Origin of the sequence: Rhizobium sp. SEMIA 4085, from assembly GCF_013004495.1 — a bacterium.
Taxonomy (GTDB): domain Bacteria; phylum Pseudomonadota; class Alphaproteobacteria; order Rhizobiales; family Rhizobiaceae; genus Rhizobium; species Rhizobium gallicum.
On record NZ_JABEPH010000053.1, the window covers coordinates 1 to 22401 of the forward strand.

Sequence of the window (22401 nt, forward strand, 5' to 3'; positions counted from 1 at the left end):
TGGCGGTCTGGGCATCCCATCGTCGGGGCGCCCGGCCATGTTTGCCGGCGGCGGATATCCCGCTGGTTGGGTTCAAGTGGAGTCCCGGGAGAATGCAGTTCCGAGCGGTTCGTTGAATCCGTCCAAACAGGTGCCGCTCCACGTGCAGGACCCAGCTGCGATGGCGGAAATTGAACGGCTTCTCACCCGCCGTACGCGTGACATCCGTCTCAAAGGCGAGCTTCGTCGCCTGTTTCGGGAGCGCTCCTGGTCGCGAACGGCCAAGATCGTTCGCGCCTGGATGGTATGGGTAGCTTTGTTGGATGTGCTGACGCTGTCGCTCAACATGTTGATGCTTCCAAGAGCCGTCACCGTGCCGATGCTCCCGCCGAGCAGCATCCTCCCGGCAGTCGCTATGGCCATCGCCGTTGTTTGGCAAAAGCCGCGCGCACCCTGGCTCCAAGGGCTATCGCTGATTGCCGGCATGTTCCTCATTCTCTTGTCGATCGCATTGGTGGGCGTGAGCGCGGGTGGCGAGTTCTACGAGCGGCACTTGAACATCATGCTGTTCGTGGCGATTACAGCCATCATTATCTTTGGTATACCATTGGCTTGGACGGTGACGATCGCCGTTTTGGCGCTCGGCCTTTATCTCGTTTTTCAGTTGCTGAACCCAAGCCTTGAAATCGGCAGCGCCGTGGCTGCGACGCTGTTTTTTGCCAGCGGTATCATTGCAACGGTCGTTGCCAGACGGACCATGACGATCCTTGCCCAGAAGACTTTCCTACTTGAGCTTCGAGACCGCTGCCGTGTCGCTGAACTGGCAGACGCAAATGGCAGACTTGAGCATCTCGCAAGAACCGATCCCCTAACCGGGCTCGCAAACCGGCGCTGGATGATGGAAACACTCGATCGGCTCTGGGGCGGCGGCACCAAATGCCCTGCAGGCGCAGCCATGCTGATGTGCGATATTGATGAGTTCAAGAACCTGAATGATCGTCTCGGCCATGCCGAGGGTGATCGCTGTCTCGTCGAAGTTGCCGATATTATCCAGGACTGCGTGAGGCGCGATCGGGACCATGTGGCGCGCTACGGCGGCGAAGAGTTCCTTGTTCTGCTTCCAGGGTTGGACGCGCGCGGAGCCATCGCTGTGGCTGAACAAATTCGCAAGAGCGTCGAAGCCGGCACGTTTCCCAATCCTGGATCGCGCGTCTCCCCCTACGTCACCTTGAGCATTGGAGTGGCGGTACAGGCCCCAGCCGCAGAGGCTGCATCGCCCGAGCAGCTTCAGCGTCAGGCCGATGCAGCGCTTTACCTTGCGAAACAGGCCGGTCGCAATCGCGTGGTCCTCCACGGATCGGTTTCATCGAGCATCTAAGCTCGCTTGTCCCGATACGGAGTGGAGTCTCGGTCAGGACGCTCATTCATGGTCTCGTCTTCGCCGGTCACGCTTGTTTTAGAAGACAGCCACGGCCGCTCCACCGCGAACCGAGCCCGATTCCGCGCGTCGAAATTAAGCCGCCGCTGTCGCCGCGTCACGAAATGAAACGAGTTTCTGGCGTCGATCATCCCACAGCACAAGCCCGACGCATTGCAGGCTTTGCCAAAGTGTAATGCGCCCGATTCCGGCAAGTTGCGGATGATCGCGCAGCACTTCGGGCAGCCGGTAATAGGGTATGCGGCTCGACAGGTGATGGATGTGGTGGATGCCGATGTTGCCGGTCATCCATCGCAGCACCAGCGGCAAGTCGTAGTGGGACGCACCGTGAAGGGCAGCTTCCGGAAACCGCCAGTCGTCGCCCGTTGACCAGTGCGTATCCTCGAACTGATGCTGGACGTAGAAGAGCCATATGCCGGCCGCACCCGACACAAGCACGATCGGCAGGTGGATCAGCAGGAACGGCCAGACCCCCGCAATCCACATCATCAAGCCTGCGAGTGTGACGAGAGCTAGGTTTGTGCCCATTGTCGATACCCAGGGAAGCGCTCCGGAATTCATCATTCCGATTGGCAGGCGTTGCTTGAAGAGGAAGAGCCAGGCCGGGCCGATGCCGAACATCACGAGTGGGTGACGGTAGAGGCGATAGCCGAGCCGTCTCATGGGCGAAAGGGCACGGTATTCTGCAACCGTCAGAGTCGTGATGTCGCCAACACCCCGCTCATCCAGATTGCCAGCCGATGCATGATGGGCGGCGTGCGCCCGACGCCAATAATCGTAAGGGGTCAGCGTAAGCACGCCAATCACACGCCCTGTCCAATCGTCGATGCCGCGACGGGCGAAGAACGAGCCATGGCCGCAATCGTGCTGGATCATAAACAGGCGTAGCAGGAAGGCTGCGGCCGGAATGACCGCGGCCAGCCCGTACCAGAATCCGTCAACGAAAGAAAAATAGGCGACAGCCCAGCACGCTGCGAACGGGATGACGGTGACAATCAGCTCGAAGGCGCTGCGACCAACCCGCGGCTGACGGTATTTCGCCAGGGTTTTCAACCAAGCTGCGACATTGTCTTCAGCAAGTGAGGCAGGTGTATAGACATTTGCATTCATCAAAAGCTTTTCCTGTTCGCGCATCTTGCACCATCTGTGCGCGCATGACCTGTTTGCGCCCATAAACGCCGTGGTTTGCGCGTCAGGATTTACGAGCCTTGCGTGCGGCATAACGGCGATCGCGTTCGGCCTTGCGTGCGGCTTCGGCGGCCGCGGCGCGTGAAACCTGATCGGCAATCTCTGCCTGACGAGATTCGGCCTCTGCCTTTTCCTGTGCCGCCTTCAATGCTTCCCGTTCGGCACGACGGAGCTCACGGGCCTGGGTCACCGCATCACGCGCGGCAAGTCTCTCCTGCATGGCGGGATCAGCCGATTTCGGGGCGGAGGCAAACTTTGCCAGAAGCTCTCGTTTGGCCTCAGCCGCAGCATTGCGGCGCTCGGTAAAGCCGTTGTCGGTGGGACGTTTCAACAGATATTCCTTTGGATCTCGTAAAGTAGCATGCGTGGGATGAATGCGCAGCCAATGAAGGCCGGTGGTGACGGTATCGTGCACTCCTGGAGGAGCTTCAGAACGGAAAGGGCCAGACACGAAGCCTGGCCCCTGAAGCTTCGTGCCGCCGTACCGATACATCTGCGGTCATCGGCGGCTGAGGCTCAGGCGGCCTTGAGCTGGCTGGCAGACATCTTGCCCGACTTGCTGTCGCGCTCAAGCTCGAAACCGAGCTTCTGGCCTTCGACGATCGAATTCATGCCTGCACGTTCGACAGCCGAAATATGAACGAACACATCGGCGCTGCCGTCATCAGGCTGGATGAAGCCGAAACCTTTGGTCGAATTGAACCATTTAACCGTACCAGTCGTCATAACGAACCTTTCTTTAGCAACATTGTTTACCGCCGGGCGATGCACAGCGGTTTTTCGACTTTTGAGAGAGGGAAGTTCGTCACGAAGCGCGAGGCGCAGCAAAAACAAATATCGGCAAACAAAGTATCGATGGCGCGAGTATAGACGCTTTGATCGTCACGTCAACTTCTTGTTTTGGCATCTAAAGTTATACTACTTTTGGTAGAATACAAGGAGACAGGTCGCGCCAGCCAGATTGAGGCATCATACGCGCTTCAGTTCTTCCGCCGCCTGGGCAGAGGATATCCATCGGCTTCGTAAAACGTCTGCATCTGCTGACCATCGAAGCGGGCTTCCTCAACTTCCAGAACGGCACCGCGAAGCATCGAGGCGGGCATGTCCTCGATCGCAAAGCGGAGCGCTTCAGCAGCTGATTCAAACCTTTTGTATCGAAGGTGGCTCGTTCTCCTTACCGTCTTGCAGGGATAAAGTCCTGCAGCAGCACTATAATCAAACGGCGCCATGCGTAAGCTCCTTACGGGCAGAGAGCGTCACGATGTTGGCGCTCCTTGTACGATTTTCGAGCCGCTGCTGCCGTTCGACGGGCCTTCGTTCTCTCATTTTGAGGATCTGCCTGGCGCGGATGTCCTGCAGCTTGGCAGCATTCGAACCCTCCGGCGCTGCGCGCCGGAACAGGCTTTCCGCCGTGTGGCGGGTCGTGTCTATCATAAAGGTATCCTAAACGTGGATGCGCGAGGCAATAGCGTTCAGCGCAATTCTCTTCCGCCAGGGCGGAATTCGGGACTTTCGCGGTTCTCAGTTAGCCAATCAGCCGGCCGGGCCAGCGGAATCAGCAACCCGAACGTCTGAAAGCGTAACAATGACATGGTGACGCCGGCCGCCCCTTTCAAGGCGCCGCCACAGCCCATCTTCGCAACAAGCACCTCCGACGTCAACCACTGCGACCCATTATAAAATCATCGGCCGGAGTTCACGAAAGGCAGTCATTCGGGCTTTCGCGTCCGGCGTCGTTTTCGCACGCTTTGCAGAACTGGCTCGTTCCCGGCTCCCACTTCTCCCGTCGAGGGCTTTGCCTCTTCTTCGGGCACTGCAGGATCCGGGCGGACAGATAGTCCTCGCTCGTGACGGGACTTTTCCCGCTCTTTCAGCAGTGCGAGATACCGCTCGCGAGCTTGAGGCATGGTCAATTCACCCGCGACCCAGCATTCGATCAAGGCATGAAAGGCTGGATCGGCATCAATTTCGAGACCGAGCCTGCGCGCGCGCCCAAACGCTTTTGTGACAGCCACCCGACGGCCTTCAATGCTCATGCAGAACTCCGATTCGTATCGAGCCAACCATGCCACGATCCTTTATAACGGCTATATATCGACTCACCAACATGAAGGAGTCCGGGCTAGCCGCAGGGAATTGGCAGATGGCCGCACCCAGTCCCGACGATGTCTGATGCAGCCGGGAATCTTTCGCTGAGGTGTGCCGCCGCCGGCGAAACGGGTAGGTCGATGGTACCGGCAGCCGATCTCAGCAGAAAGGCACTTCGACGACCGGACGGACTGAAGTTGCCACTTGTCAACGCATGAGTGTTCTTCCAATGTATTTGAATGAGTTTCCAAGATGAGGATCGGAAAATGCCGACGGGGACAGTGAAGTTCTTCAACCAAACCAAGGGCTTTGGCTTTATCCAGCCCGATGATGGCTCAACCGACACGTTCGTTCATATTTCCGCCGTCCAGCGGTCGGGTCTTACCAACTTGAGCGAAGGGCAGAAGATCAGCTACGAGATCGTCGAGGATCGCCGGTCAGGCAAATCGTCCGCCGAGAACCTGAAGGTCCTATAGATAGGGAAGACAGGTACTCCAGGAGAAAGCGTTTTGGCTCGAACGGTGCCCCGTACGCCGCCGTCGCCTGCGGCCGAAGCGAGGCGTGCACGCCAAAGCAAATCGCCCGATCGTATTGCTTGCTTCAGGGGCGGCTCTTTTCTTCCTCGTCGTCCGACCAGGTGAATCTCGACCGGGGCAAGCTATCCGATGGCTGGCGCAAGACGTCGTCTCACAAGAACTGGTCCTGCTTCACTTTAAGAATGAGTACACCAGCATATTCTACACCTATGAGAACCTTCTCGGAGCCATCAGGGCAGCGGCACCGCGCAACGACGAACGAGCAAACACTTTCGGCCTCCGCCGATGCAGGGCAGCCCCCGCGACCTTGAGCGATCAGCCGATGGCATTTCGATCGCGGATCAATTCTAACCGCCTAGCGCGGGGCATCGTTTTCATCTGTAGCCTCGCTTGCATACACGTTGTGAGCGACGGCGGCCAAAATCAGAAGGGTAACCGAGGCCAGGGCGCAGCAGGCAGCAAAACCGAGCGCGAAGCCGCGTTTCGCCGTCTCGAGCCAAGGAAGCTCCGCCGAACCGCCCAATGTCCTTGCGATCTCCACCGCTCCGGCGAGCGTCGCGGAGATCGCTACGACCTGTGCCTCGTTGAACCCGCTTAAGTTCACTTGGTCCATCGTCATGCGATAGACCAGCGTTCCAAGACTGCCGAGTAAGGCGACACCGAGCGCGCCGCCGAATTCCGCACTGGTTTCCGAAATGGCAGAGGCAGATCCAGCACGTTCGGGCGGCGCGGTGCTGACGATCAGCCCCGTCGTCGTGAGGATAACCGGGACGAAGCCGAGTCCAATAAGCATGCTTGCCATCAAGATTCCAACGAGACTTTCAGCGTATGCCGCAACCGCCATGGCAGTTGTTCCGACAGCATTGACGATCAGACCCCCGATCACGGTACTGACCGGACCAAAGCGGTTGGTGAAGCGATAGGCCTGAAAAGACATAACGGTAAAGACCAGCGCCGATGGCACCGACCACAACGCCGCTCCCAGCGGCGAAAGCCCGAGCACCAGCTGCAGAAACAGGTTCTGGAACAGGAAAATACCGAAGACGAAAAATACACCGGCGAGATTAACCATCAATGAAGCCGTGAAGGACGGAACGCCAAAGAGACCAAGATCGATCAAGGGGTGAACAAGATGCTTCTGGCGGCGCACGAACACGATGCCGACCAAAGCGCCAACAACGATTGGAAGCAGCTGGCCCGGTTTGAAACCATCGGCGGCCATATGCTTGAAGCCGTAGATAATCGGCAGAACGGTTGCAAGGGACAACAAGACACTCGGAAGATCGAGTTTGCCGCCCTCGTCATTTCTATACTCCGGCAGGAGAAAGGGAGCTGCGATCAGCAAGGCCATCATAACCGGAATATTGATCAGGAAGACCGACCCCCAATGGAAATATTCCAGTAACGCGCCTCCTAAGAGCGGGCCAACCAGGCCACCAAGGGCGAAGGCCGTGCCCCATATACTGATCGCCCGGTTGCGCTCGGCCTCGTCCTGGAAAAGGTTGACCACAAGTGACAACGTGGAAGGAGCGATGGTGGCACCGGCGACACCGAGCAGCGCACGTGCGATGATCAATTGCTGAGGGGTGCTGGCTGCCGCCGTAAGCGAGGAGGCCACGGCGAAGGCGAAAGCACCGACGAGCAGCACCCGCCTTCGTCCTATCCGATCTCCAAGTGTGCCCATGGTCACCAAAAATCCCGAAACCATGAAGCCGTAGATATCGTTTATCCAGAGCAGTTCCGATGCGGATGGATCGAGATCTGAGACAATCGCCGGCATCGCGAGAAACAGGACGGACAAATCCATCGAATAGATAAGGCAGGCGATCGACAGAACATAGAGGCCGATCCATTCGCGGCTGCCGGCGGTGGGCTGGGGTTTTTCTGCAAGATGTTCCTGCAAAGGCTGCCTCCCGAGTTATGATTTTGCAAATCTCGCCTCCCCTCAAGATTTTGGCAACCAGCGCCGAACGCCCATAAGTCTAACGAACCGCAATAAACGTCCCGCGCAGACCGGAATGCAGGGTTAAGCCAGACTTTCAACGGCCGTTGGTTTGACGGGTTTCACCCCAGAAATGCTGAAGCGCGCAGGACCGACGGAGGACTGGACAAGACAATACCACGGCAGCGGCGCACGCTCTCCTCTGCCGACGGTGACGTTCGCCGTCAACTCTATTCGGTCATTCAGGCCTGGTACTCCGGTCACAACCTTGCCACCCCAAAGGCGCCAAGGGCTAAGGCTATTCTCGGCCGTGGTTTAAAAACTGCCATCGCTTCGAATAGTCCCGCCAGATATTTCCCGCCGTCTCGATGTCATGGGGAACGGCAGTCGCGGCTAACGTCTCGTTCATAGGCACGTTCACCGTGAATGTGAGCAGCAGTCCGAAAACCAGATAGACGACCGCGGCAGTAGCAAACCAGAGCGCGGGCGCTTTGCACGACCAACTTGTCGGGTACGTGCACGTGCGAGGTCTCGTTAATGCATCGAATGCATGTCTTCCTGGCGCAACTGGTCGATGGCATCCAACGCCTCTTCGGCAGACCAGCCCGCTCGAAGGGCGGCCGCGATCAGACGCACTTCAGCTTCCTGCTCAAGCTTCAGATAGAGCCCCTCAAGAGCTTCTCTTGCAGTGACGACATGTTCGTCGTGGGGCACGACATGGGGAATTCTTTCAAGCTGTGGCATGTTGATCTCCGCTAATAGCTGCTCCTCTTGAAGCCTTGCCGTCCGGCCGCACGGGGCGTTCGATCCTTTTCATCGCGAAGAGCGGCAGCCTCCTTGAGGACGAGCTTGACGCCAGAGCGATTGTTTGCGCGTTGAAACTGATCCTTCGAAGGGCTTGCGATCTTCTTCACTTTGATGCCCTCAACCGTCAGCTAGGGCGTAGGCTGAAGGGGTCAACTGAAAAATGTTAGCGGGATAACAACTTCGAATGGCCGGAGCAGGCGGCGCATCACAGCCGAGCGGCGGTTTTGACCCGCTGCGTTCGACAGGCTGGAGCAGATCACCGTTTACCCGTTAAGCAACCCGGACATAGTCAGGGCATCGATATCGGAAAGCACCGTGCCTGCGGCGAAGGCAGAGCGAAAACGACTGACAATCATGCGCAATCAAGGGCCGAGGCATTCCTGTCCTTAGGAAGAGAGCGTTGCGTGCTCGTAGAGTTGGTCCATGCTTAAAGTCGCGATTTCGGCAAACGGGGTCTGGTTCGTGACACGGCCGCCGTCCAGGATCACGACGTCGTCGCAAAATGAGATCGTGCTGCGGTGATGGCTGATGACGATCGTCGCACGACGACCAGCTCTTGATTTCAAGGTCTCCACGATCGCTGCTTCAGACAATCCGTCGATGGCGTTCGTGGCCTCGTCCAGGATGAGGATTTCCGGATCGCGCACGAGGGCCCTTGCCAGGGCGATCCGCTGCCGTTGACCAGCCGAAAGGCTGGCTCCCCTATAGCCGACGATCGTCTCATATCCATCAGGAAGCTTTTCGATGAACTCATGCGCCTCGGCAAGCTTGGCTGCGCTCTCCGCCTCGGCCAACGTGGCGTTGTGACCATAGGTGATATTCTGGAGAATAGTGCCGTCGATCAGCTCAAGGTCCTGGCTGGCGAGTGCAATTTGCCTTCGCCACAGGACGGGATCGATTTGATTAAGAGGGGTGCCATCGACCAGAATATCTCCTTCATCGGGCTCCACAAATCGACACAGAAGATTGACAATTGTCGTTTTTCCAGCCCCCGACCGTCCGATAATGGCCGTCGAACGGCCTTGGCGAATTTCGAAAGTCGCGGCGCGCAGCACGACGGGTCGCGAGCCAGACCCCGGATATTTGAAAGTCACACGATCAAATTTGATCCGCTGAACAGGCGCATGAAGCTGGCCGTCGCCTCCAGGCGGCGGCGGCTTGTCAGACGAGTCCAGAAGCCATCTGACCTCTTCCAAGGAGCCGCTCCAGCTCTGCACTTGGCTCCATGCCATTTGCAGTGAACGGACGTGTGGCTGCAGACGATAGAGTAGGACCACGAAGGCCACGATAATCGGAAAACTTACTCCCCAAAGCCAGGCGCCGACGACGACTGCTAGAAACAGACCCGAATGAAGCGTCTCGGTCAGCGGCGGCAGTGCAGCCTGGCGGGATTGGAGGACGAAACCCGCTTTTCGTACGGCATCTGAAGCGAAATCAAAGACTGCTTTTTCTCGCTGCTCCTGTCCGAATGCACGAATCAGCCGTCCGGCATGTACGAGATGAAGCATCCTGGCGGCGAGCTCACCGTTGAACGAAGTGACATTGCGGCTCGGGTCTTTCAGACTGGCCGACAAGATCGCATGAATGGCCTGGATCAGAACAAGCCCCAATGCAACACACAGCGTCATCTGCCATGAAAGAAGCAGGAGAAAGGCGAGCAAAATGACGACCGCCGAGGCGGACACGATCGAAGCGAGCATAGTTTGTATCGCGTCCGAAGCCCGCCAGGATTCGTTGGAGATGATATTGAGCAGCCGCCCGGGGCTTTGCTGCAGAAAAAACGGGTATCCGATCGTCAAAAGCTGCCTGGCAAGAGAGCTGCGGATCGCATGGCCGGCCTTGCCGTAGATGAAATTGGCAAGCACGGCGTTGGCGAACGCCAGCACATTCTTCAGGGTGATCAATCCAAGGATGGCGGCAGCGATCGCGATCAGCCTTACGCGGTCATCCAGGCCGGCACCCACTTGCTGGAAGACGGCTGAGAACCCGGCCATTCCTGAGGGATCCTTATCGCCGGCAATGATGCCGAGCATGGGAATAATAAGTCCAATGCCAGTGCCTTCAAGGACAGCGCTGCTGAGCCCAAGAACGACGACAACCGCAATGAGGCCGATCTTTTTGCCCAGCGCCTGACGCAATAGCCGAAAGCTCGACATAATGAATTCTAGCATGGCGGTCGTGACCTCAGCAGACGAGTTATCTGGTCGATCGGGGTTACCTCTGACAGCTCCCATCGTACGATGGTGACAGGAGGTGTAAGCGCGACAGCACCCCCCGCCACTATGCGAGCCCCTGAAGCGGCGGGGCCATTTTGACCGGCACCGACTGGCAGGAACGCGCCAGCGCATCCGCTCGCCGGGTGGGCCCATCTGAAAAGCGGCACAACCACGGGGCATGAAAGGCTGAGCGAAGTCCATATCGCTCCCGCCGTCGAATGACCTGCCACTTTCCGGTTCGCGTGAGAAACTCGTGTGTTAGTTCGGGACGCTGCTCATCGGCAATGAGCTGATAGAGGAAATAGAAGAAACACAAGGCTCCGTCGGCATAGCTGGAGGACGCCGGCGCGGCTTGCTTGGCAATTTTTCTTTCCAGCGTGAGAATGCAATCTGCCACACGGCGTACCGTGTCCAGTGTGACGCCTGCGCCGATGTCATGAAGAGCGTCGGGGTCATCGTTAAGAGATTGCCGCTCGAGGTTCTCTGCAACGATCTTCAGATGGGTTCGACGCATTTGGTGCTTATGTCTGCTCGTGACACTGTCGGAGTGAATACGATAGGCGACCAGGCTGTCATCGATCATTGCCGCCGGAAACTCTCGGGCGATTCGCCTGAAAAGATCGAAATCCTCCGCATGCACATAACCGGCGTCATATACCAGCATGTCTTCGGGAACGACCCTTCGGTTAAACATTACGGTCGAGTGCAAGAAGATCGTAAAGAACAGCGACAGTATGTGCCAATCCCCGGACTGATAGATCGGATTTGGCTTGCCGCGGATCACGCGATTGCCGAGAAGCTGATCGATGCCCGTTCCACTCATGGCGAGCTCCGGCTGCTGGGCAAAAAGTGCCACCTGGCGTGAAAAGCGGGACGGATAGGAAATGTCGTCTGCATCCATCCTGGCGATCAGATCGCCCCTCGCCAGGGCGATGCCCTCATTCAAGGTCGCAACGAGCCCGCGATTCTCCCGCGAAACGATGCGCACACGATCGTCGACGTTTCGATACCGTTGGAGAATACTCAACGATCGATCGGTCGAGCCGTCGTCAAGTGCAATCACTTCAAAGCGCCCATAGTCCTGGCGCAGAATGCTTTCCAGCGCTGCAGCAACATAAGGTTCGCCGTTATAGACAGGCAGCACAACAGAGATCAATGGGACAGACATCGTTCAGCTCGCATGTTCATCGGAAATGCCGCGATTGGCATAGCTGCGGCCATAGGCTGAAGCATCATATTCCTGTCCCCCGGCCTCACTCCGCTTGGTAGACGACGGAAGGCGGGCGGAGCTTCCGGAGCGGACGTATGGAAAATAGCGTTTGAGCTGGTTGAGCGGTCTTTCGAAAGCCAGCCAAGAGATTGAAGCGACCATCAAGGTGGCTGTTGTTCCAACCACAAAACGTGAAGGACCCTGTTCTGAGACATTCACCGGAATCCAGGGTTGAGCCTTGACGATCAGCGAAAGGACAATTGGATGGAAAAGATAAATGCCGTAGCTTACGCGCCCGATGGCGACAATCAGCGGGAGCTCCAACAGGCGGCCGAAGGCGCCTCGCAGGCCTGACGAACAACATCCAACCAACAATACGAACGGTGCGAGGGGAGAAAGCTCGCGACCGATCCATGCCAGCCATTCAAGCGCCGGCGGCATGGCGGCTGATTTCAGCCAGAGGAAAATGACGGCGGCGCCAGTCAAGGGAACCCAGCTTAGCCGTATCCATTGTGGCCAGACGTCGGTTCTGCTTCGATGGACTGCGAGGAGCGCGCCTGCGACGAGCGCATCCATCGACGCTGGAGGAAGAAGGTCACGCGCGAGAGATGGTGTGCCTGTCAGTGGCCAGTAGAAACGATACGCAAGCGAAAATGTGACGACGGCGATGCAAATCGGTGCGATAAACCGGCGCGGCGCGAACAGGATGACCAGCGGCCAAGCGACGTAAAACTGCTCCTCGATGCTTAGGCTCCAGGTATGACACAACACCCACGGCGTCCATTCATCACGAAGGGCATACCAGAAATTTGAGAGATAGAGCGCGTGCCATTTGAGGTTGCCCCGAGCGCCTTCAAGGTCGACAAGCCAGACGAAGCCTAGGACTGCGAAGTACGGGGGAAATATCCGAAGTGCGCGGCGAAGATAGAACGATTTCAGCGCATTTACTGGCTCATACTGGATTGCCGAGCGCGCTTCCAAGAGAAGCCGCGTTATCAAAAAGCCGCTGAGTACAAAGAACAGTCGTACGCCCAGATGGCCCAAAACTGATCCTTCGGCTGCCAAGAAATGGTCGTACAGCACCATTGAAATGGCAAAAGTCCGAAGACCATCCAGTTGCCGATCGCGTGCATGAAACATCTATCCCCCTCAGTCTCGTGGGCCCCTCGTCGCCGAAGCAACGCCCGGCTGCAGTCCTGCAGCCTGCTGCTATTATTCCGTTCCCGATGAGGCGGATCGAAGTATCAAAGCGCTTCCTAAAAATTCGTGGGAATCGGGCCAAACTGTGACGCCAACGCAATATCAGACTTTAGTCCGATATGGCTCCCTGGCGCCTGCCTCGACTTCACCTGTGTTCTGCGCACCCATGCTCTCGGGCAAACAAACCGGTGCGACGCCACCTGCAAGGAACTCGGCGCAACCGGTCGCGGCTATGCTGTGGCCGCCTTTAAACCCGTCAACTAAGAGCTCCAAGCATTTCACGTGGTGGCCCGCTTCACGCTCCTCGAAGAGAGCGGAAGGCTCTTCCCGAGCACGTTCCAAGACTGCCTGGAAGGACGGCAGGTTTCGTGAAGGTGACAAACCCACTGGCCGGCAACCAGCAGATCGCCGGAACAACCGGTCGTCACTCGCCAACACAGCCGGTTTTGCATCACATTTGCGAGCGCCTGTACCAATCCACTCATCACGGTGCGATCGTCCGGGCCAGCAAGCCGCAAGCGGGTTTCGGCCTGAAATTCCTCAGTCGCGCGCGCGTATGAACGGCTCTCGGCGCGGTGAACGGAATTGCACGTTTCGTCATTTAAGTTTCACGGAAGTTAACGCTGACTGTCACATTGGACTGCTAGCTGAAGCAGCGAACGAACCATGGCCACCAAGGCGCCAGCGGTCATCTTTATCCGTTCAAGGAGCATTTTCGATGAGACTCACTGTTCTTCAATCAGCTCTGGCGTCCCTCCTGGCCGCCACCGCATTTGGTGCTGGTCCGGCCCATGCAGAGAAGACCAAGTTCGAATTCTGGTACGGCCTGTCGGGCGACCTCGGAGAGCGCGTGCAAGACGCCTGCAAAAAGTTTAACGACATGCAGGCTGACTACGAAATCGTCTGCACTTCGCAAAACAGCTATGACACGACGCTTCAGAACACGATTGCCGCCTATCGTGCCAAGAAGCAGCCGGCGGTCACCCAGATCTACGACGCCGGAACGCTCGACATGATGCTCTCCGGAGCGTTCGTACCGGCCAAGAAACTGATGGCCGACAACGGCTACACGATCGACTGGACCAACTATTTCAGCGGCATCGCCAATTATTACGCAACAGCTGGAGGAGAGTTGAATTCCTTCCCGTTCAACTCTTCAACCGCCATGTTCTATTACAATGTCGACGCTTTCCAGAAGGCGGGCATCGACTTCAAGCCGGAAACCTGGGAGGAGGTCGAGGAAGCCGCCCGCAAGCTGAAGGCGGCGGGTTTCGACTGCCCGCTCGGCTTTAACTTCGATACATGGCAGATGATGGAGCAATTTTCCGCCATCCACAACCAGCCGATCGCAACAAAGGGTAACGGCTACCAGGGCCTGGACGCCGAACTGATCTTCAACAAGACCAAATTCGTCGACCATGTGAAATTCTTCAAGAAAATGGTCGACGAGAAGCTGTTCGTCGTCAAAACGAAACAGCTCGGGATGGACATCGTCCCCGCGTTTGCCTCGCAGACATGCCAGATGATTCAGACCTCGATCGCCGACCACGGCACGATTGGCAAGACGCTGCCGGAAGGTGTCAAATGGGAGGTTGCGATGCTGCCGGTCTGGAAAGGCACGCAACGACAGAACTCGCTGGTCGGCGGCGCCTCGCTATGGGTCATGGCCGGCCGTCCGGAAGGCGAGTACAAGGGCGCAGCCGCCTTCCTTAACTTCCTCGCCACGCCGGAAATGGCACAATGGTGGTCGACGGTCACTGGGTACATTCCGGTCACCAAGACCGGCTTTGAAGCCATGAAGGCCAACGGTTTCTACGACAAAGCTCCTTACAAGGGCCGCGAGCTCGCAATTGCCAGCCTGACCTACACGCCGACCTCGCAGAATACCCGCGGTATCCGCCTCGGTGGTTTCACCCAGGTCCGCAAGGAGGTCTCTACGGCGCTGGAGGCGATTTTCATGCAGAATGCCGACGTGCAGGCTGAACTCGACCAGGCCGCCGATCGAAGCAACGCCGTGCTGCGCCGATTTGAGAAAACCTATGCCGGTCAGAAGCTGAACTGAGTCTCGTCAGCAAGAGCCTGCCCGTCGCTTATGGCAGGCTCTTGTCCCTGAAGTACTATTGGTTTGATTGATCCATGGAAAAGCGGGCCGTTTTCAAAAGCTGGTGGCTGCCGATTCTTTTTGCCCTGCCGCAGATTCTTCTGATCCTTCTCTTCTTCTACTGGCCGGCAATCGCGGTGATGAAGTGGGCTTTCACACTTGAGCCTCCTTTTGGCGGGGTAGCGGAATTTGTCGGACTGACGAATTTTGACGAGGTGTTCGCCGATCCATTCTATTGGAACTCCGTCGCCGTCAGCCTCATCTTCGCACTTTGCGGGACTTGCTTCACCATGCTGGTCGGTCTCGTGCTGGCGATTGCAGTGGATCGGCGGCTGCCCGGTTCTGGGCTATTCCGGTTCCTATATATCCTTCCATATGCAATCGCCGGACCGGCCGCCGGCATGGCCTTCCGGTTCATTCTGTCGCCAGAACGCGGGCTGATGGCCTCGGTCAATGCCGCGTTCCCTGATTTCTGGAACCCGGCAAAATACGGTGCCCACGCTCTCATCCTCGTCATCGTCATCTTTGCCTGGAAATGGACCGGTTACACGTTCATCTTCCTGTTGGCCGGCCTGCAATCCGTGCCGCGCTCTCTGACGGAGGCCGCCGCCATGGACGGCGCCGGACCGATCCGTCGCGCGATCGATATCCAGGTTCCGCTGCTGGCGCCGACGCTGTTTTTTCTGCTCGTCATCATGATGACCGAGGGGTTCGTCGGTTCGGACACCTTCGGTATCGTACACAGCACGACTGGCGGCGGACCAAATCACGGCACGGAGGTGATGGTTTTTCGCATCGTGGACGAAGCGTTCAAGGGGCTCAACTACTCTGGCGCTTCCGCGCAGAGCATCGTCCTGATCGGCCTGATCATGGTCTTCACGTTCATCCAATTTCGCTTCATCGAGAAGCGTGTGCACTATAAGTGAGCCCGTCATGATCCAGCGCACGCCGATTGCTGATGCACTGACCTATCTGTTGATGGTCTTGGGTTTTATCCTGCTGATTGGCCCCTTCCTCGTCATTCTGGCTGGTGCCAGTCAAACGCTCCAACAGATCAACAGCGTGCCGTTCCATTTCCTTCCCCAGGACCGCTTCCTCGAAAACGCCTCCGCTGCCTGGTCGCGCGCCAATCTCGGATCGGCCATGATCAACAGCTTCATCATGGCCTGTTTCGTCACCGTCGGCAAAGTGGCTCTTTCGGCTTGCACGGCCTTCGCCATCGTGTTCTTCCGCACGCCACTCAAGCATTTTTTCTTCTGGATCGTGTTCATCACGCTGATGCTACCGCTCGAAGTTCGCGTGGTGCCGACCTATGCCGTAGCCGCCGACCTTTTCCAGCCGTTTCGATTACTGATTTCGGCACTGACCGGCATCGAAGTATCGGTCGAATGGAACCTGCTGAATTCCTATGCGGGCCTCACGCTGCCGCTGATTGCCACCGCAACAGGCACATTCCTTTACCGGCAATTCTTCATGACTCTGCCAAATGAGCTCGCCGAAGCCGCCCGCATGGACGGGTCCGGACCAGTGCGCTTTTTCGTCGACATGCTGATACCTCTTTCGCGCACCAACATGTTGGCGCTCACCACGATCATGTTCGTCTACGGCTGGAACCAATATCTTTGGCCGCTGCTGATGATCACAGACCCGGCCTACAAGACGACCATGATGTCGCTGAGCGCGCTGCTTCCTTCGGAAAACAGCCTGCCCGACTGGAATGTCACGCTGGCCGGTTCACTCATCATCATGGCGCCGCCGCTCGTCGTCGTTGCGGTGCTGCAACGCTGGTTCGTCCGTGGCCTGGTCGCCACCGAAAAGTGACCTGGCGATTTTAAGAAACGAGGTTCAAATATGGCTGACATCGATATCCGCGCCGTGCGCAAGTCCTATGGTAAGACCCAGACGCTGCACGGCGTCGACCTGTCCTTTGCCTCGGGCGAATTTGTCGTCATTCTCGGTCCCTCTGGCTGCGGAAAGTCGACGCTTCTACGCATGATCGCTGGACTTGAGGAGATTACCGCCGGCGAAATCGCAATCAATGGTCGCGTGGTCAACAGGCTCGAGCCGCGCGAGCGCGGCTGCGCCATGGTGTTCCAGAACTATGCGCTTTATCCGCATATGACCGTGGCCCAAAATATCGGTTACGCGCTGAAGGTAGCCGGTGTGTCAAAAGCGGAGCGCGAAACGCGCATCGAGGAGACGGCGAAGATCGTCGGGCTTTCGGAGTATCTTGCGCGCAAACCAGCAGCATTGTCCGGCGGCCAGCGTCAGCGCGTGGCGATGGCGCGCGCCATTGTTCGTGAGCCACAGGTGTTTCTCTTCGACGAGCCACTGTCGAATCTCGACGCCAAGCTGCGGGTGACCATGCGGGCGGAAATCCGCAAACTGCACCAACGTCTTTCGGCAACATCCGTCTTCGTCACCCATGATCAGATCGAGGCGATGACGCTTGCCGACAAGCTCGTGGTAATGAATAAGGGGCATGTCGAGCAGGTCGGTCAGCCGCTCGACATCTATCATCGACCGGCAAGTATATTCGTCGCATCCTTCATCGGCTCTCCGGCGATGAACCTCTTCAATACACGCGTCGAGGTCGAGACTGGGTCGGTGCGTTTCGGCGGCGTGCAGGTTCCCATCGACCCTGCGCTTGCGGCCAGCTTGCGCGGAAGAGATGTCACGATCGGCATTCGACCGGAGCAATGTGCCGTTTCGCTGGACGGCAGCGGCGTGCGGGCGACAATAGACTTCGTCGAGGAACTTGGCTCCGGTCGGGTCGCCCATGCCGAGGTCGATGGCGAGCCATTTGCAGCCGTCATCAGCGACCGCATGGGCGTGCGTCCAGGCGATCAAGTAGGCCTGGAGTTACCCTCGTCCCAACTGCATGTCTTCGAGCGCGAAAGCGGGCGGCGGATAGATATGAAGATCAATTCCAGCTCCCCGCATCAGGCGGCCGCCACCTCGACGCTGGCGATTGTTCATTGATTTTCGAGAGTCCCCAGAAGGAACACCCGCATGAACGACATCATTTGCGCCGTCGGATTTTGCAACCGGACCGGCAAGGGCGACCTCAGTGCGCTTGACGCTTCGCTGCGGGAAATCGCCGAAACGGGGGCCGACGCCTGCGAAATCGGCATCTATGCCGAGGAAATCATCAGCGGCGGCCGCATCATCGAGGATCGGACGCGCCGCGTCGCCGACATCGTTCGCCAGCATCCTTTCAAGAAATTGTCGCTGCACGGACAGATCCTATCCAACTTCATGGACCGCGAGCATTTGCAGCTGCAAAAGAAGGTCGTGCGGTCGATGCTCGAACTCTGCAACCGGCTTGGTGCAGGCATACTCGTCCATCATTCAGGCGCCGGACAGCTTGCCGATGGCGAAGATGGCGCCGATCTCGACCGAATGGAGCGCGAGACACTGGCCGAGATGGGCGATATCGCGAAGGGCTACGGCGTACGCATCGCACTTGAAAACATATTCACCACAGAAAGCGGCCAATACCGCCAGACGCCGAGCGAAGTGGCCGCGACTGTCAGGGCTATCGGCTCGGACAACGTTGTTGCGCTTATCGACTTCTCGCATGCCTATATCGAATCGACCTACCGCAATCTCGATTTCCTCGAAGAATTGCGCGCAATGGCGCCGGTAACCGGTCACCTGCATGTCCATGACAGTTTTGGCCTTCCCTATTCCATGACGCGCTTTTACCATCCCGCCGAAGCAACGGCCCTCGGCATCGGCGATCTCCACTTGCCGATCGGCTGGGGTGACATTCCTTGGGAGGGTATTTTCCGCGAGCTCACGTTCCTTCCGGATACGACGCTGATCATGGAAATTAACGCGGAGCGATTTGGTGACCAGCAGCCGGCCTGCCTGGAAAGGGCACGACGATTGGCGACATTGATGGGGATGGCGGGGGAAAGCGGAAAAGCGGCAGCTGTCGTAGCTGCCGCCCTGACCTGAGCGGTCATTAGAAGCGGTGACCTATCCCACCAAAACAGCGAACGGCTGAGTGCCCTCCTTGACGATTGCCATCCTTGGCATCGCCGAGCAGCAAGCCGGCACCAGGAATTCCTTTGCCGTCCCAGTTCCGGGGCATCATGTAGGTGATCGATCCATTCAGATCGACGCGCTTGATGCCTCTTCGCTTATCTCTTATCGCCGGCCGCCTTGGAAGAACCACTGGAACATATTCAGGGGCTCGTCTTGGGTTATATGACCGCCACGTAAGAGTGTTGCCTATACCGAAATTCGGTTATCATCTAATCGAGCGAAGTCGTATAGTATCGTGTGCCGTGTCTAGAGTCCTCATCATAGTCGGGCTTGTTTTCGTCGTGGTCGGTATTCTCTGGCCGTGGCTTGCACGCATCGGCTTGGGGAGGCTGCCGGGCGACATTCTTATCGAGCGCGAGAATTTCTCCATTTATATCCCTATTACCACCGGCCTGCTTTTCAGCATTTTGCTGTCGGTGATGCTCTGGCTCCTCAGTCGTTAAAAAAGCGATGCCCGTAAGGATCGCTCACGCTGTCCGAGAAGAGGTGGATTCATTGTGCGGCTTGATACGCGCCGGCGTTCGAAGAATCTCAGTGAGGTTTGCGCTTCGATGCGCCCATTGCGGCTTCAGCGACGCCGTCGCAATAGCGTCACACTTGTTACTCCCCCTGTTCACTCTCCGGTGCCAAACTATCTCACGAACACCAACGAGCGAACCGAACGTCAGCAAGCAGGCGCGGAAATTCGCCCTGATCAGGAGATTTGAAGCCATGACGAGATCAACTGAAAATGGTCAGAAAGGCAGACAGCCTGGCATGCACACTCCACCGGTCGTGTTGCCGCAGGCGTGGGAGGCGGCCCGCCAGCAGCTGCTTGTGAAAGAAAAGGCACTGGCACGCGCCCGTGACGCTCTGGCCGCCGAGCGCCGGCGAATGCCGCGGATGGCCGTGGAGACAGCGTATGCGTTCGAGGGACCTAAGGGCACGGCAAGCCTGCTGGACCTGTTCGATGGTCGGCGACAGTTGATCGTCTACCGCGCCTTCTTCGAGCCGGGCGTGTTCGGTTGGCCCGACCACGCGTGCCGGGGCTGCTCCCTGGTGGCCGACCAAGTCGCCCATGTCGCGCATCTGAACGCGCGTGACACCACGCTCGTCTTCGCCTCGCGTGCACCTCAGTCCGACATCGCGCGCCTGAAGGCGCGGATGGGCTGGGAGATGCCGTGGTTCACTCTCACCGACAGCTTCGACGCCGACTTCGGCGTGGACGAGTGGCATGGCACGAACGTGTTCTACCGTGACGGCGACCGCGTATTCCGCACCTACTTCGTCAATAATCGCGGCGACGAGCAAATGGGAAGCACGTGGAACTACCTGGACGTCACGCCATTGGGCCGGCAGGAGGTCTGGGAGGACTCGCCCGAAGGCTATCCTCAAACCCCGACGTACAAGTGGTGGAACTGGCATGACAGCTACGTTGCAGACGTAATACCCGACAAGAAATGGGTCGAGGTGTCGGACGCTGGAGAGGCAGCGTTTCGAAGCCAACACGCGAGCACGAAGCCTGAGCCATGACCTGTCAGGTGCTGGAGAGGTGAGGAAGGTCGCGGAGAGTACGGCCTCCGCACGAAGCGGCTCTTTAAGGGCTCTCCAAAATATGGCGCCAACGGACCCGCACAGGCATCCGATCTTTTCTGACCTGCTCCGGATCGTCGGCGAGGAGCATTTTGCCTGCCCTCGTCGAAGGCGCATTCGATGCGACAACAATGTGGCGGGCCTTACGACCCGCACAATGTGGCCCCATTACAGCTCGGCTTTAGGCTCGATCGGGTTCCAGATGCTTATTTTGCGGGTCTCAGGCATCAAGAAAAGGGCGAGCAGGAAGCATACGGCAGGAACGGCGATTGGGTAGATAAGCGCGTAACCAATGCTGCCAGTGGCCGCGAACGCCGCCGAGGTGATGAACGGCACCAATCCGCCACCCCAACCATTGCCAATGTGATATGGCACTGACACTGACGTGTACCGGATCCTGCCGGGGAAGTATTCAGCAAGGAACGCACCAACCGGGCCATATACCATCCCGACGTAGCAAACCAGGATGAAGATGATGAAGATCGCGGTTGGGTAATTGATGTTGCCGGGCTGCGTGGCTGATCCCAGCCACAAGTACAGCGGATAATACGTTACCGCGGCGAGCAACATGCCTCCCAGGATCACTGGCTTGCGGCCGATAATGTCTGACAGCCATCCAAAAAAGATCAAGCTCGGCGTTGCAATGAGCAGCGCGGCTCCCACGATATAGGACGAGGTCAACGAGTCTACCTTGGAAACCTGCTGCAGGAAGTACAATGCCCAGAACTGACCGCTATACCAGACCACGCCCTGCCCGATCAGCACGATGGTGGCGATCCCGACATATTGGATGTTGGAGCTGAGGAAGGCTTCCTTCCATGGATTTCGAGTCGTCTGCCCCTTAGCTTTGATCTCCTCGAAGATCGGTGTCTCCTGAAGCTGAAGCCGGATATAGATTGCAATGGCTACCAGCAGGAAGGAGACCAAAAACGGAATGCGCCACGCCCATTCGTCGAAGACCTCGTTGCCGAAATAGGTGCGCGTCGCGATGATCACGGCCAGCGATACGACGATTCCGAGCGTCGGAGAGGTCTGAAGCCACCCGGTGTAATAGCCACGGCGTTCGTCGGGAACATGCTCGGCGACATAGGTGATGGCACCGCCATACTCACCGCCCAAGCACAAGCCTTGGATCATCCGCAGGCCGAAAAGAAGGAACGCAGCGGTCAGCCCGATCGACGCGTAGGTCGGCATCAAACCGATCGCACCCGTGCCCAACCCCATGCCGCTGAGCGTAATGAGAAACGTGTATTTGCGGCCGACCCGGTCACCCATCCAGCCAAAAAGGAACGCCCCCAGTGGACGGATCAGGAATCCTGCGGTGAACAGCGCGATCGTACTCAGCAGCGCTGCGACTGGATGGGATTGCTCAAAGAACTTCACCGAAAGAACCGCGGCCAAGCTTCCGAAGATATAGAAGTCATACCATTCGATGATGTTTCCTACCGACGCGGCAATGATCACACGGCGGAAATCCTTTGGAACTTGAGTGGGCATGTTTCTTCCTCCCGTTTAACATCACCCTCCAACGTCTTGTATTTTAGCATGAAAAGTAGCTTGATCCAAACCGGGCACCCATTCTTCAGCTCGGCGCAGCGCGCCACGATCAGCCGGTCGCCAGTGAAGGAAAGCGGCGCGAGACCAAGACCGACAGCATGCTCGCCTCGCGATGCCGATGAGACCTTAACAGGCCAGTTCCGCATGAAGCACGCGCATGTTGATGTCGTCTTAAATGAGCCCGAAGGAGAAGGTCAGCGCCCTTGTTCAGAACGCTGAGAGGTTTCATCAACTCCGTCTGCGATCAACTTGCAATAGCACCGGATTTCTTTGCGACCCAGGTGGCGACATAGTCCATCAGGGCTGGCGATAGGCAGTCATATGGCTCCAATCCAAGCTCCCGCAAGCGGGCCCGTATGTCGTCCATTCGACCGGGATCGACGCCCGATTCGATAATGGAGGAAACAAAGGCTGCAAATTCCGGTGGAGCCCAGCCAGATTCCTGGAAACGCTCGGGGTGAACGAAGTCCAGCCCCTGGAACGCATGCTCCCGCTCGACCGGTCCATACATGTG

The 22401-nt window shown here is 57.7% G+C and carries 22 protein-coding genes and 1 pseudogene; 10 read left to right on the plus strand and 13 right to left on the minus strand.

The genetic code is table 11. The features are described 5' to 3' along the window. Positions 1 to 160 precede the first annotated feature (160 nt). Positions 161 to 1357 (plus strand): GGDEF domain-containing protein, encoded by a 1197-nt coding sequence (locus C9413_RS08050; protein WP_223844131.1) that lies wholly within the window; start codon positions 161 to 163, stop codon positions 1355 to 1357. 135 nt (positions 1358 to 1492) lie between these two features. Here the strand turns inward: C9413_RS08050 and C9413_RS08055 are convergent, their stop codons facing one another. The 5 genes from C9413_RS08055 to C9413_RS08075 form a co-directional block, all read right to left on the minus strand. Beyond that, positions 1493 to 2527, minus strand: a complete 1035-nt coding sequence (locus C9413_RS08055) for a fatty acid desaturase (protein WP_040116531.1) — start codon at positions 2525 to 2527, stop codon at positions 1493 to 1495. A gap of 82 nt (positions 2528 to 2609) precedes the next feature. Continuing rightward, positions 2610 to 2936, minus strand: coding sequence for a DUF6481 family protein (locus tag C9413_RS08060; protein ID WP_040115288.1), 327 nt, complete (start codon positions 2934 to 2936; stop codon positions 2610 to 2612). A 185-nt stretch (positions 2937 to 3121) separates the two neighbouring features. Further along, positions 3122 to 3331, minus strand: coding sequence for a cold-shock protein (locus tag C9413_RS08065; RefSeq protein ID WP_022719019.1), 210 nt, complete (start codon positions 3329 to 3331; stop codon positions 3122 to 3124). Positions 3332 to 3585: 254 nt separating this feature from the next. Then, entirely contained in the window at positions 3586 to 3834 is a 249-nt protein-coding gene (locus C9413_RS08070; protein WP_040115283.1) for a hypothetical protein, read from the minus strand. Continuing rightward, positions 3821 to 4039 carry a hypothetical protein gene (locus C9413_RS08075; RefSeq protein ID WP_040115282.1) on the minus strand — a complete coding sequence of 73 codons (219 nt, stop codon included), beginning with the start codon at positions 4037 to 4039 and terminating at the stop codon, positions 3821 to 3823. The genes C9413_RS08070 and C9413_RS08075 overlap by 14 nt, the downstream gene beginning before the upstream one ends. A gap of 920 nt (positions 4040 to 4959) precedes the next feature. On the opposite strand from C9413_RS08075, the gene C9413_RS08080 reads away from it, so the two are divergent. Beyond that, a complete protein-coding gene (locus C9413_RS08080) occupies positions 4960 to 5169 on the plus strand; it encodes a cold-shock protein (RefSeq protein ID WP_040115278.1) in 210 nt (69 codons plus the stop codon). Positions 5170 to 5584: 415 nt separating this feature from the next. Here C9413_RS08080 and C9413_RS08085 read toward each other — a convergent pair whose 3' ends face one another. The 6 genes from C9413_RS08085 to C9413_RS08110 all read right to left on the minus strand — a co-directional run bounded on the left by C9413_RS08085 (position 5585) and on the right by C9413_RS08110 (position 12544). After that, positions 5585 to 7132, minus strand: a complete 1548-nt coding sequence (locus C9413_RS08085) for an MFS transporter (RefSeq protein ID WP_040115277.1) — start codon at positions 7130 to 7132, stop codon at positions 5585 to 5587. Between the two features lie 337 nt (positions 7133 to 7469). Beyond that, a complete protein-coding gene (locus C9413_RS34410) occupies positions 7470 to 7775 on the minus strand; it encodes a DUF1772 domain-containing protein (RefSeq protein ID WP_223844153.1) in 306 nt (101 codons plus the stop codon). Continuing rightward, on the minus strand, positions 7706 to 7915 hold the full coding sequence (locus tag C9413_RS08095) for a hypothetical protein (RefSeq protein WP_040115276.1): 210 nt from the start codon (positions 7913 to 7915) through the stop codon (positions 7706 to 7708). The genes C9413_RS34410 and C9413_RS08095 overlap by 70 nt, the downstream gene beginning before the upstream one ends. A gap of 449 nt (positions 7916 to 8364) precedes the next feature. Then, positions 8365 to 10149, minus strand: a complete 1785-nt coding sequence (locus tag C9413_RS08100; protein ID WP_040115275.1) for an ABC transporter ATP-binding protein — start codon at positions 10147 to 10149, stop codon at positions 8365 to 8367. Between the two features lie 109 nt (positions 10150 to 10258). Next, on the minus strand, positions 10259 to 11362 hold the full coding sequence (locus tag C9413_RS08105) for a glycosyltransferase (protein ID WP_170250343.1): 1104 nt from the start codon (positions 11360 to 11362) through the stop codon (positions 10259 to 10261). Between the two features lie 3 nt (positions 11363 to 11365). Next, complete coding sequence (locus C9413_RS08110; RefSeq protein ID WP_040115273.1) at positions 11366 to 12544, minus strand: acyltransferase; 1179 nt, start codon at positions 12542 to 12544, stop codon at positions 11366 to 11368. A 428-nt stretch (positions 12545 to 12972) separates the two neighbouring features. On the opposite strand from C9413_RS08110, the gene C9413_RS08115 reads away from it, so the two are divergent. The 8 genes from C9413_RS08115 (at position 12973) to C9413_RS08150 (ending at position 20270) form a co-directional block, all read left to right on the plus strand. Continuing rightward, positions 12973 to 13164, plus strand: a complete 192-nt coding sequence (locus tag C9413_RS08115) for a hypothetical protein (protein WP_170250344.1) — start codon at positions 12973 to 12975, stop codon at positions 13162 to 13164. 158 nt (positions 13165 to 13322) lie between these two features. Continuing rightward, positions 13323 to 14666 carry an extracellular solute-binding protein gene (locus tag C9413_RS08120; protein WP_040115269.1) on the plus strand — a complete coding sequence of 448 codons (1344 nt, stop codon included), beginning with the start codon at positions 13323 to 13325 and terminating at the stop codon, positions 14664 to 14666. 74 nt (positions 14667 to 14740) lie between these two features. Next, positions 14741 to 15631: a sugar ABC transporter permease gene (locus C9413_RS08125; protein WP_040115268.1), complete on the plus strand. Its 891-nt coding sequence runs from the start codon at positions 14741 to 14743 to the stop codon at positions 15629 to 15631. Positions 15632 to 15638: 7 nt separating this feature from the next. Beyond that, positions 15639 to 16526 carry an ABC transporter permease subunit gene (locus C9413_RS08130; protein WP_040115267.1) on the plus strand — a complete coding sequence of 296 codons (888 nt, stop codon included), beginning with the start codon at positions 15639 to 15641 and terminating at the stop codon, positions 16524 to 16526. 30 nt (positions 16527 to 16556) lie between these two features. Further along, positions 16557 to 17687: a sn-glycerol-3-phosphate import ATP-binding protein UgpC gene (locus tag C9413_RS08135; protein ID WP_040115266.1), complete on the plus strand. Its 1131-nt coding sequence runs from the start codon at positions 16557 to 16559 to the stop codon at positions 17685 to 17687. 30 nt (positions 17688 to 17717) lie between these two features. Continuing rightward, on the plus strand, positions 17718 to 18668 hold the full coding sequence (locus C9413_RS08140) for a sugar phosphate isomerase/epimerase (protein WP_040115265.1): 951 nt from the start codon (positions 17718 to 17720) through the stop codon (positions 18666 to 18668). A gap of 332 nt (positions 18669 to 19000) precedes the next feature. Next, complete coding sequence (locus tag C9413_RS32670) at positions 19001 to 19201, plus strand: DUF2905 domain-containing protein (protein ID WP_040115264.1); 201 nt, start codon at positions 19001 to 19003, stop codon at positions 19199 to 19201. A 268-nt stretch (positions 19202 to 19469) separates the two neighbouring features. Beyond that, entirely contained in the window at positions 19470 to 20270 is an 801-nt protein-coding gene (locus C9413_RS08150; RefSeq protein ID WP_040115263.1) for a DUF899 family protein, read from the plus strand. A 228-nt stretch (positions 20271 to 20498) separates the two neighbouring features. On the opposite strand, the gene C9413_RS08155 is transcribed toward C9413_RS08150, so the two are convergent. After that, positions 20499 to 21827 carry an MFS transporter gene (locus tag C9413_RS08155; protein ID WP_040115261.1) on the minus strand — a complete coding sequence of 443 codons (1329 nt, stop codon included), beginning with the start codon at positions 21825 to 21827 and terminating at the stop codon, positions 20499 to 20501. 304 nt (positions 21828 to 22131) lie between these two features. Next, positions 22132 to 22401 (minus strand): annotated as a pseudogene (locus C9413_RS08160) (aldehyde-activating protein); the annotation flags it as partial.

Excerpts from the sequence above, each read along its gene's own strand:
- C9413_RS08050 (WP_223844131.1), top strand. The coding sequence starts at position 161 with ATGGCGGAAATTGAACGGCTTCTCACCCGCCGTACGCGTGACATCCGT.
- C9413_RS08105 (WP_170250343.1), bottom strand. The coding sequence starts at position 11,362 with ATGTCTGTCCCATTGATCTCTGTTGTGCTGCCTGTCTATAACGGCGAA.
- C9413_RS08095 (WP_040115276.1), bottom strand. The coding sequence starts at position 7,915 with ATGCCACAGCTTGAAAGAATTCCCCATGTCGTGCCCCACGACGAACAT.
- C9413_RS08140 (WP_040115265.1), top strand. The coding sequence starts at position 17,718 with ATGAACGACATCATTTGCGCCGTCGGATTTTGCAACCGGACCGGCAAG.
- C9413_RS08080 (WP_040115278.1), top strand. The coding sequence starts at position 4,960 with ATGCCGACGGGGACAGTGAAGTTCTTCAACCAAACCAAGGGCTTTGGC.
- C9413_RS08055 (WP_040116531.1), bottom strand. The coding sequence starts at position 2,527 with ATGAATGCAAATGTCTATACACCTGCCTCACTTGCTGAAGACAATGTC.
- C9413_RS08110 (WP_040115273.1), bottom strand. The coding sequence starts at position 12,544 with ATGTTTCATGCACGCGATCGGCAACTGGATGGTCTTCGGACTTTTGCC.
- C9413_RS08120 (WP_040115269.1), top strand. The coding sequence starts at position 13,323 with ATGAGACTCACTGTTCTTCAATCAGCTCTGGCGTCCCTCCTGGCCGCC.
- C9413_RS08150 (WP_040115263.1), top strand. The coding sequence starts at position 19,470 with ATGACGAGATCAACTGAAAATGGTCAGAAAGGCAGACAGCCTGGCATG.
- C9413_RS08065 (WP_022719019.1), bottom strand. The coding sequence starts at position 3,331 with ATGACGACTGGTACGGTTAAATGGTTCAATTCGACCAAAGGTTTCGGC.
- C9413_RS08125 (WP_040115268.1), top strand. The coding sequence starts at position 14,741 with ATGGAAAAGCGGGCCGTTTTCAAAAGCTGGTGGCTGCCGATTCTTTTT.
- C9413_RS08155 (WP_040115261.1), bottom strand. The coding sequence starts at position 21,827 with ATGCCCACTCAAGTTCCAAAGGATTTCCGCCGTGTGATCATTGCCGCG.
- C9413_RS08100 (WP_040115275.1), bottom strand. The coding sequence starts at position 10,149 with ATGCTAGAATTCATTATGTCGAGCTTTCGGCTATTGCGTCAGGCGCTG.
- C9413_RS08130 (WP_040115267.1), top strand. The coding sequence starts at position 15,639 with ATGATCCAGCGCACGCCGATTGCTGATGCACTGACCTATCTGTTGATG.
- C9413_RS08070 (WP_040115283.1), bottom strand. The coding sequence starts at position 3,834 with ATGGCGCCGTTTGATTATAGTGCTGCTGCAGGACTTTATCCCTGCAAG.
- C9413_RS08075 (WP_040115282.1), bottom strand. The coding sequence starts at position 4,039 with ATGATAGACACGACCCGCCACACGGCGGAAAGCCTGTTCCGGCGCGCA.
- C9413_RS08135 (WP_040115266.1), top strand. The coding sequence starts at position 16,557 with ATGGCTGACATCGATATCCGCGCCGTGCGCAAGTCCTATGGTAAGACC.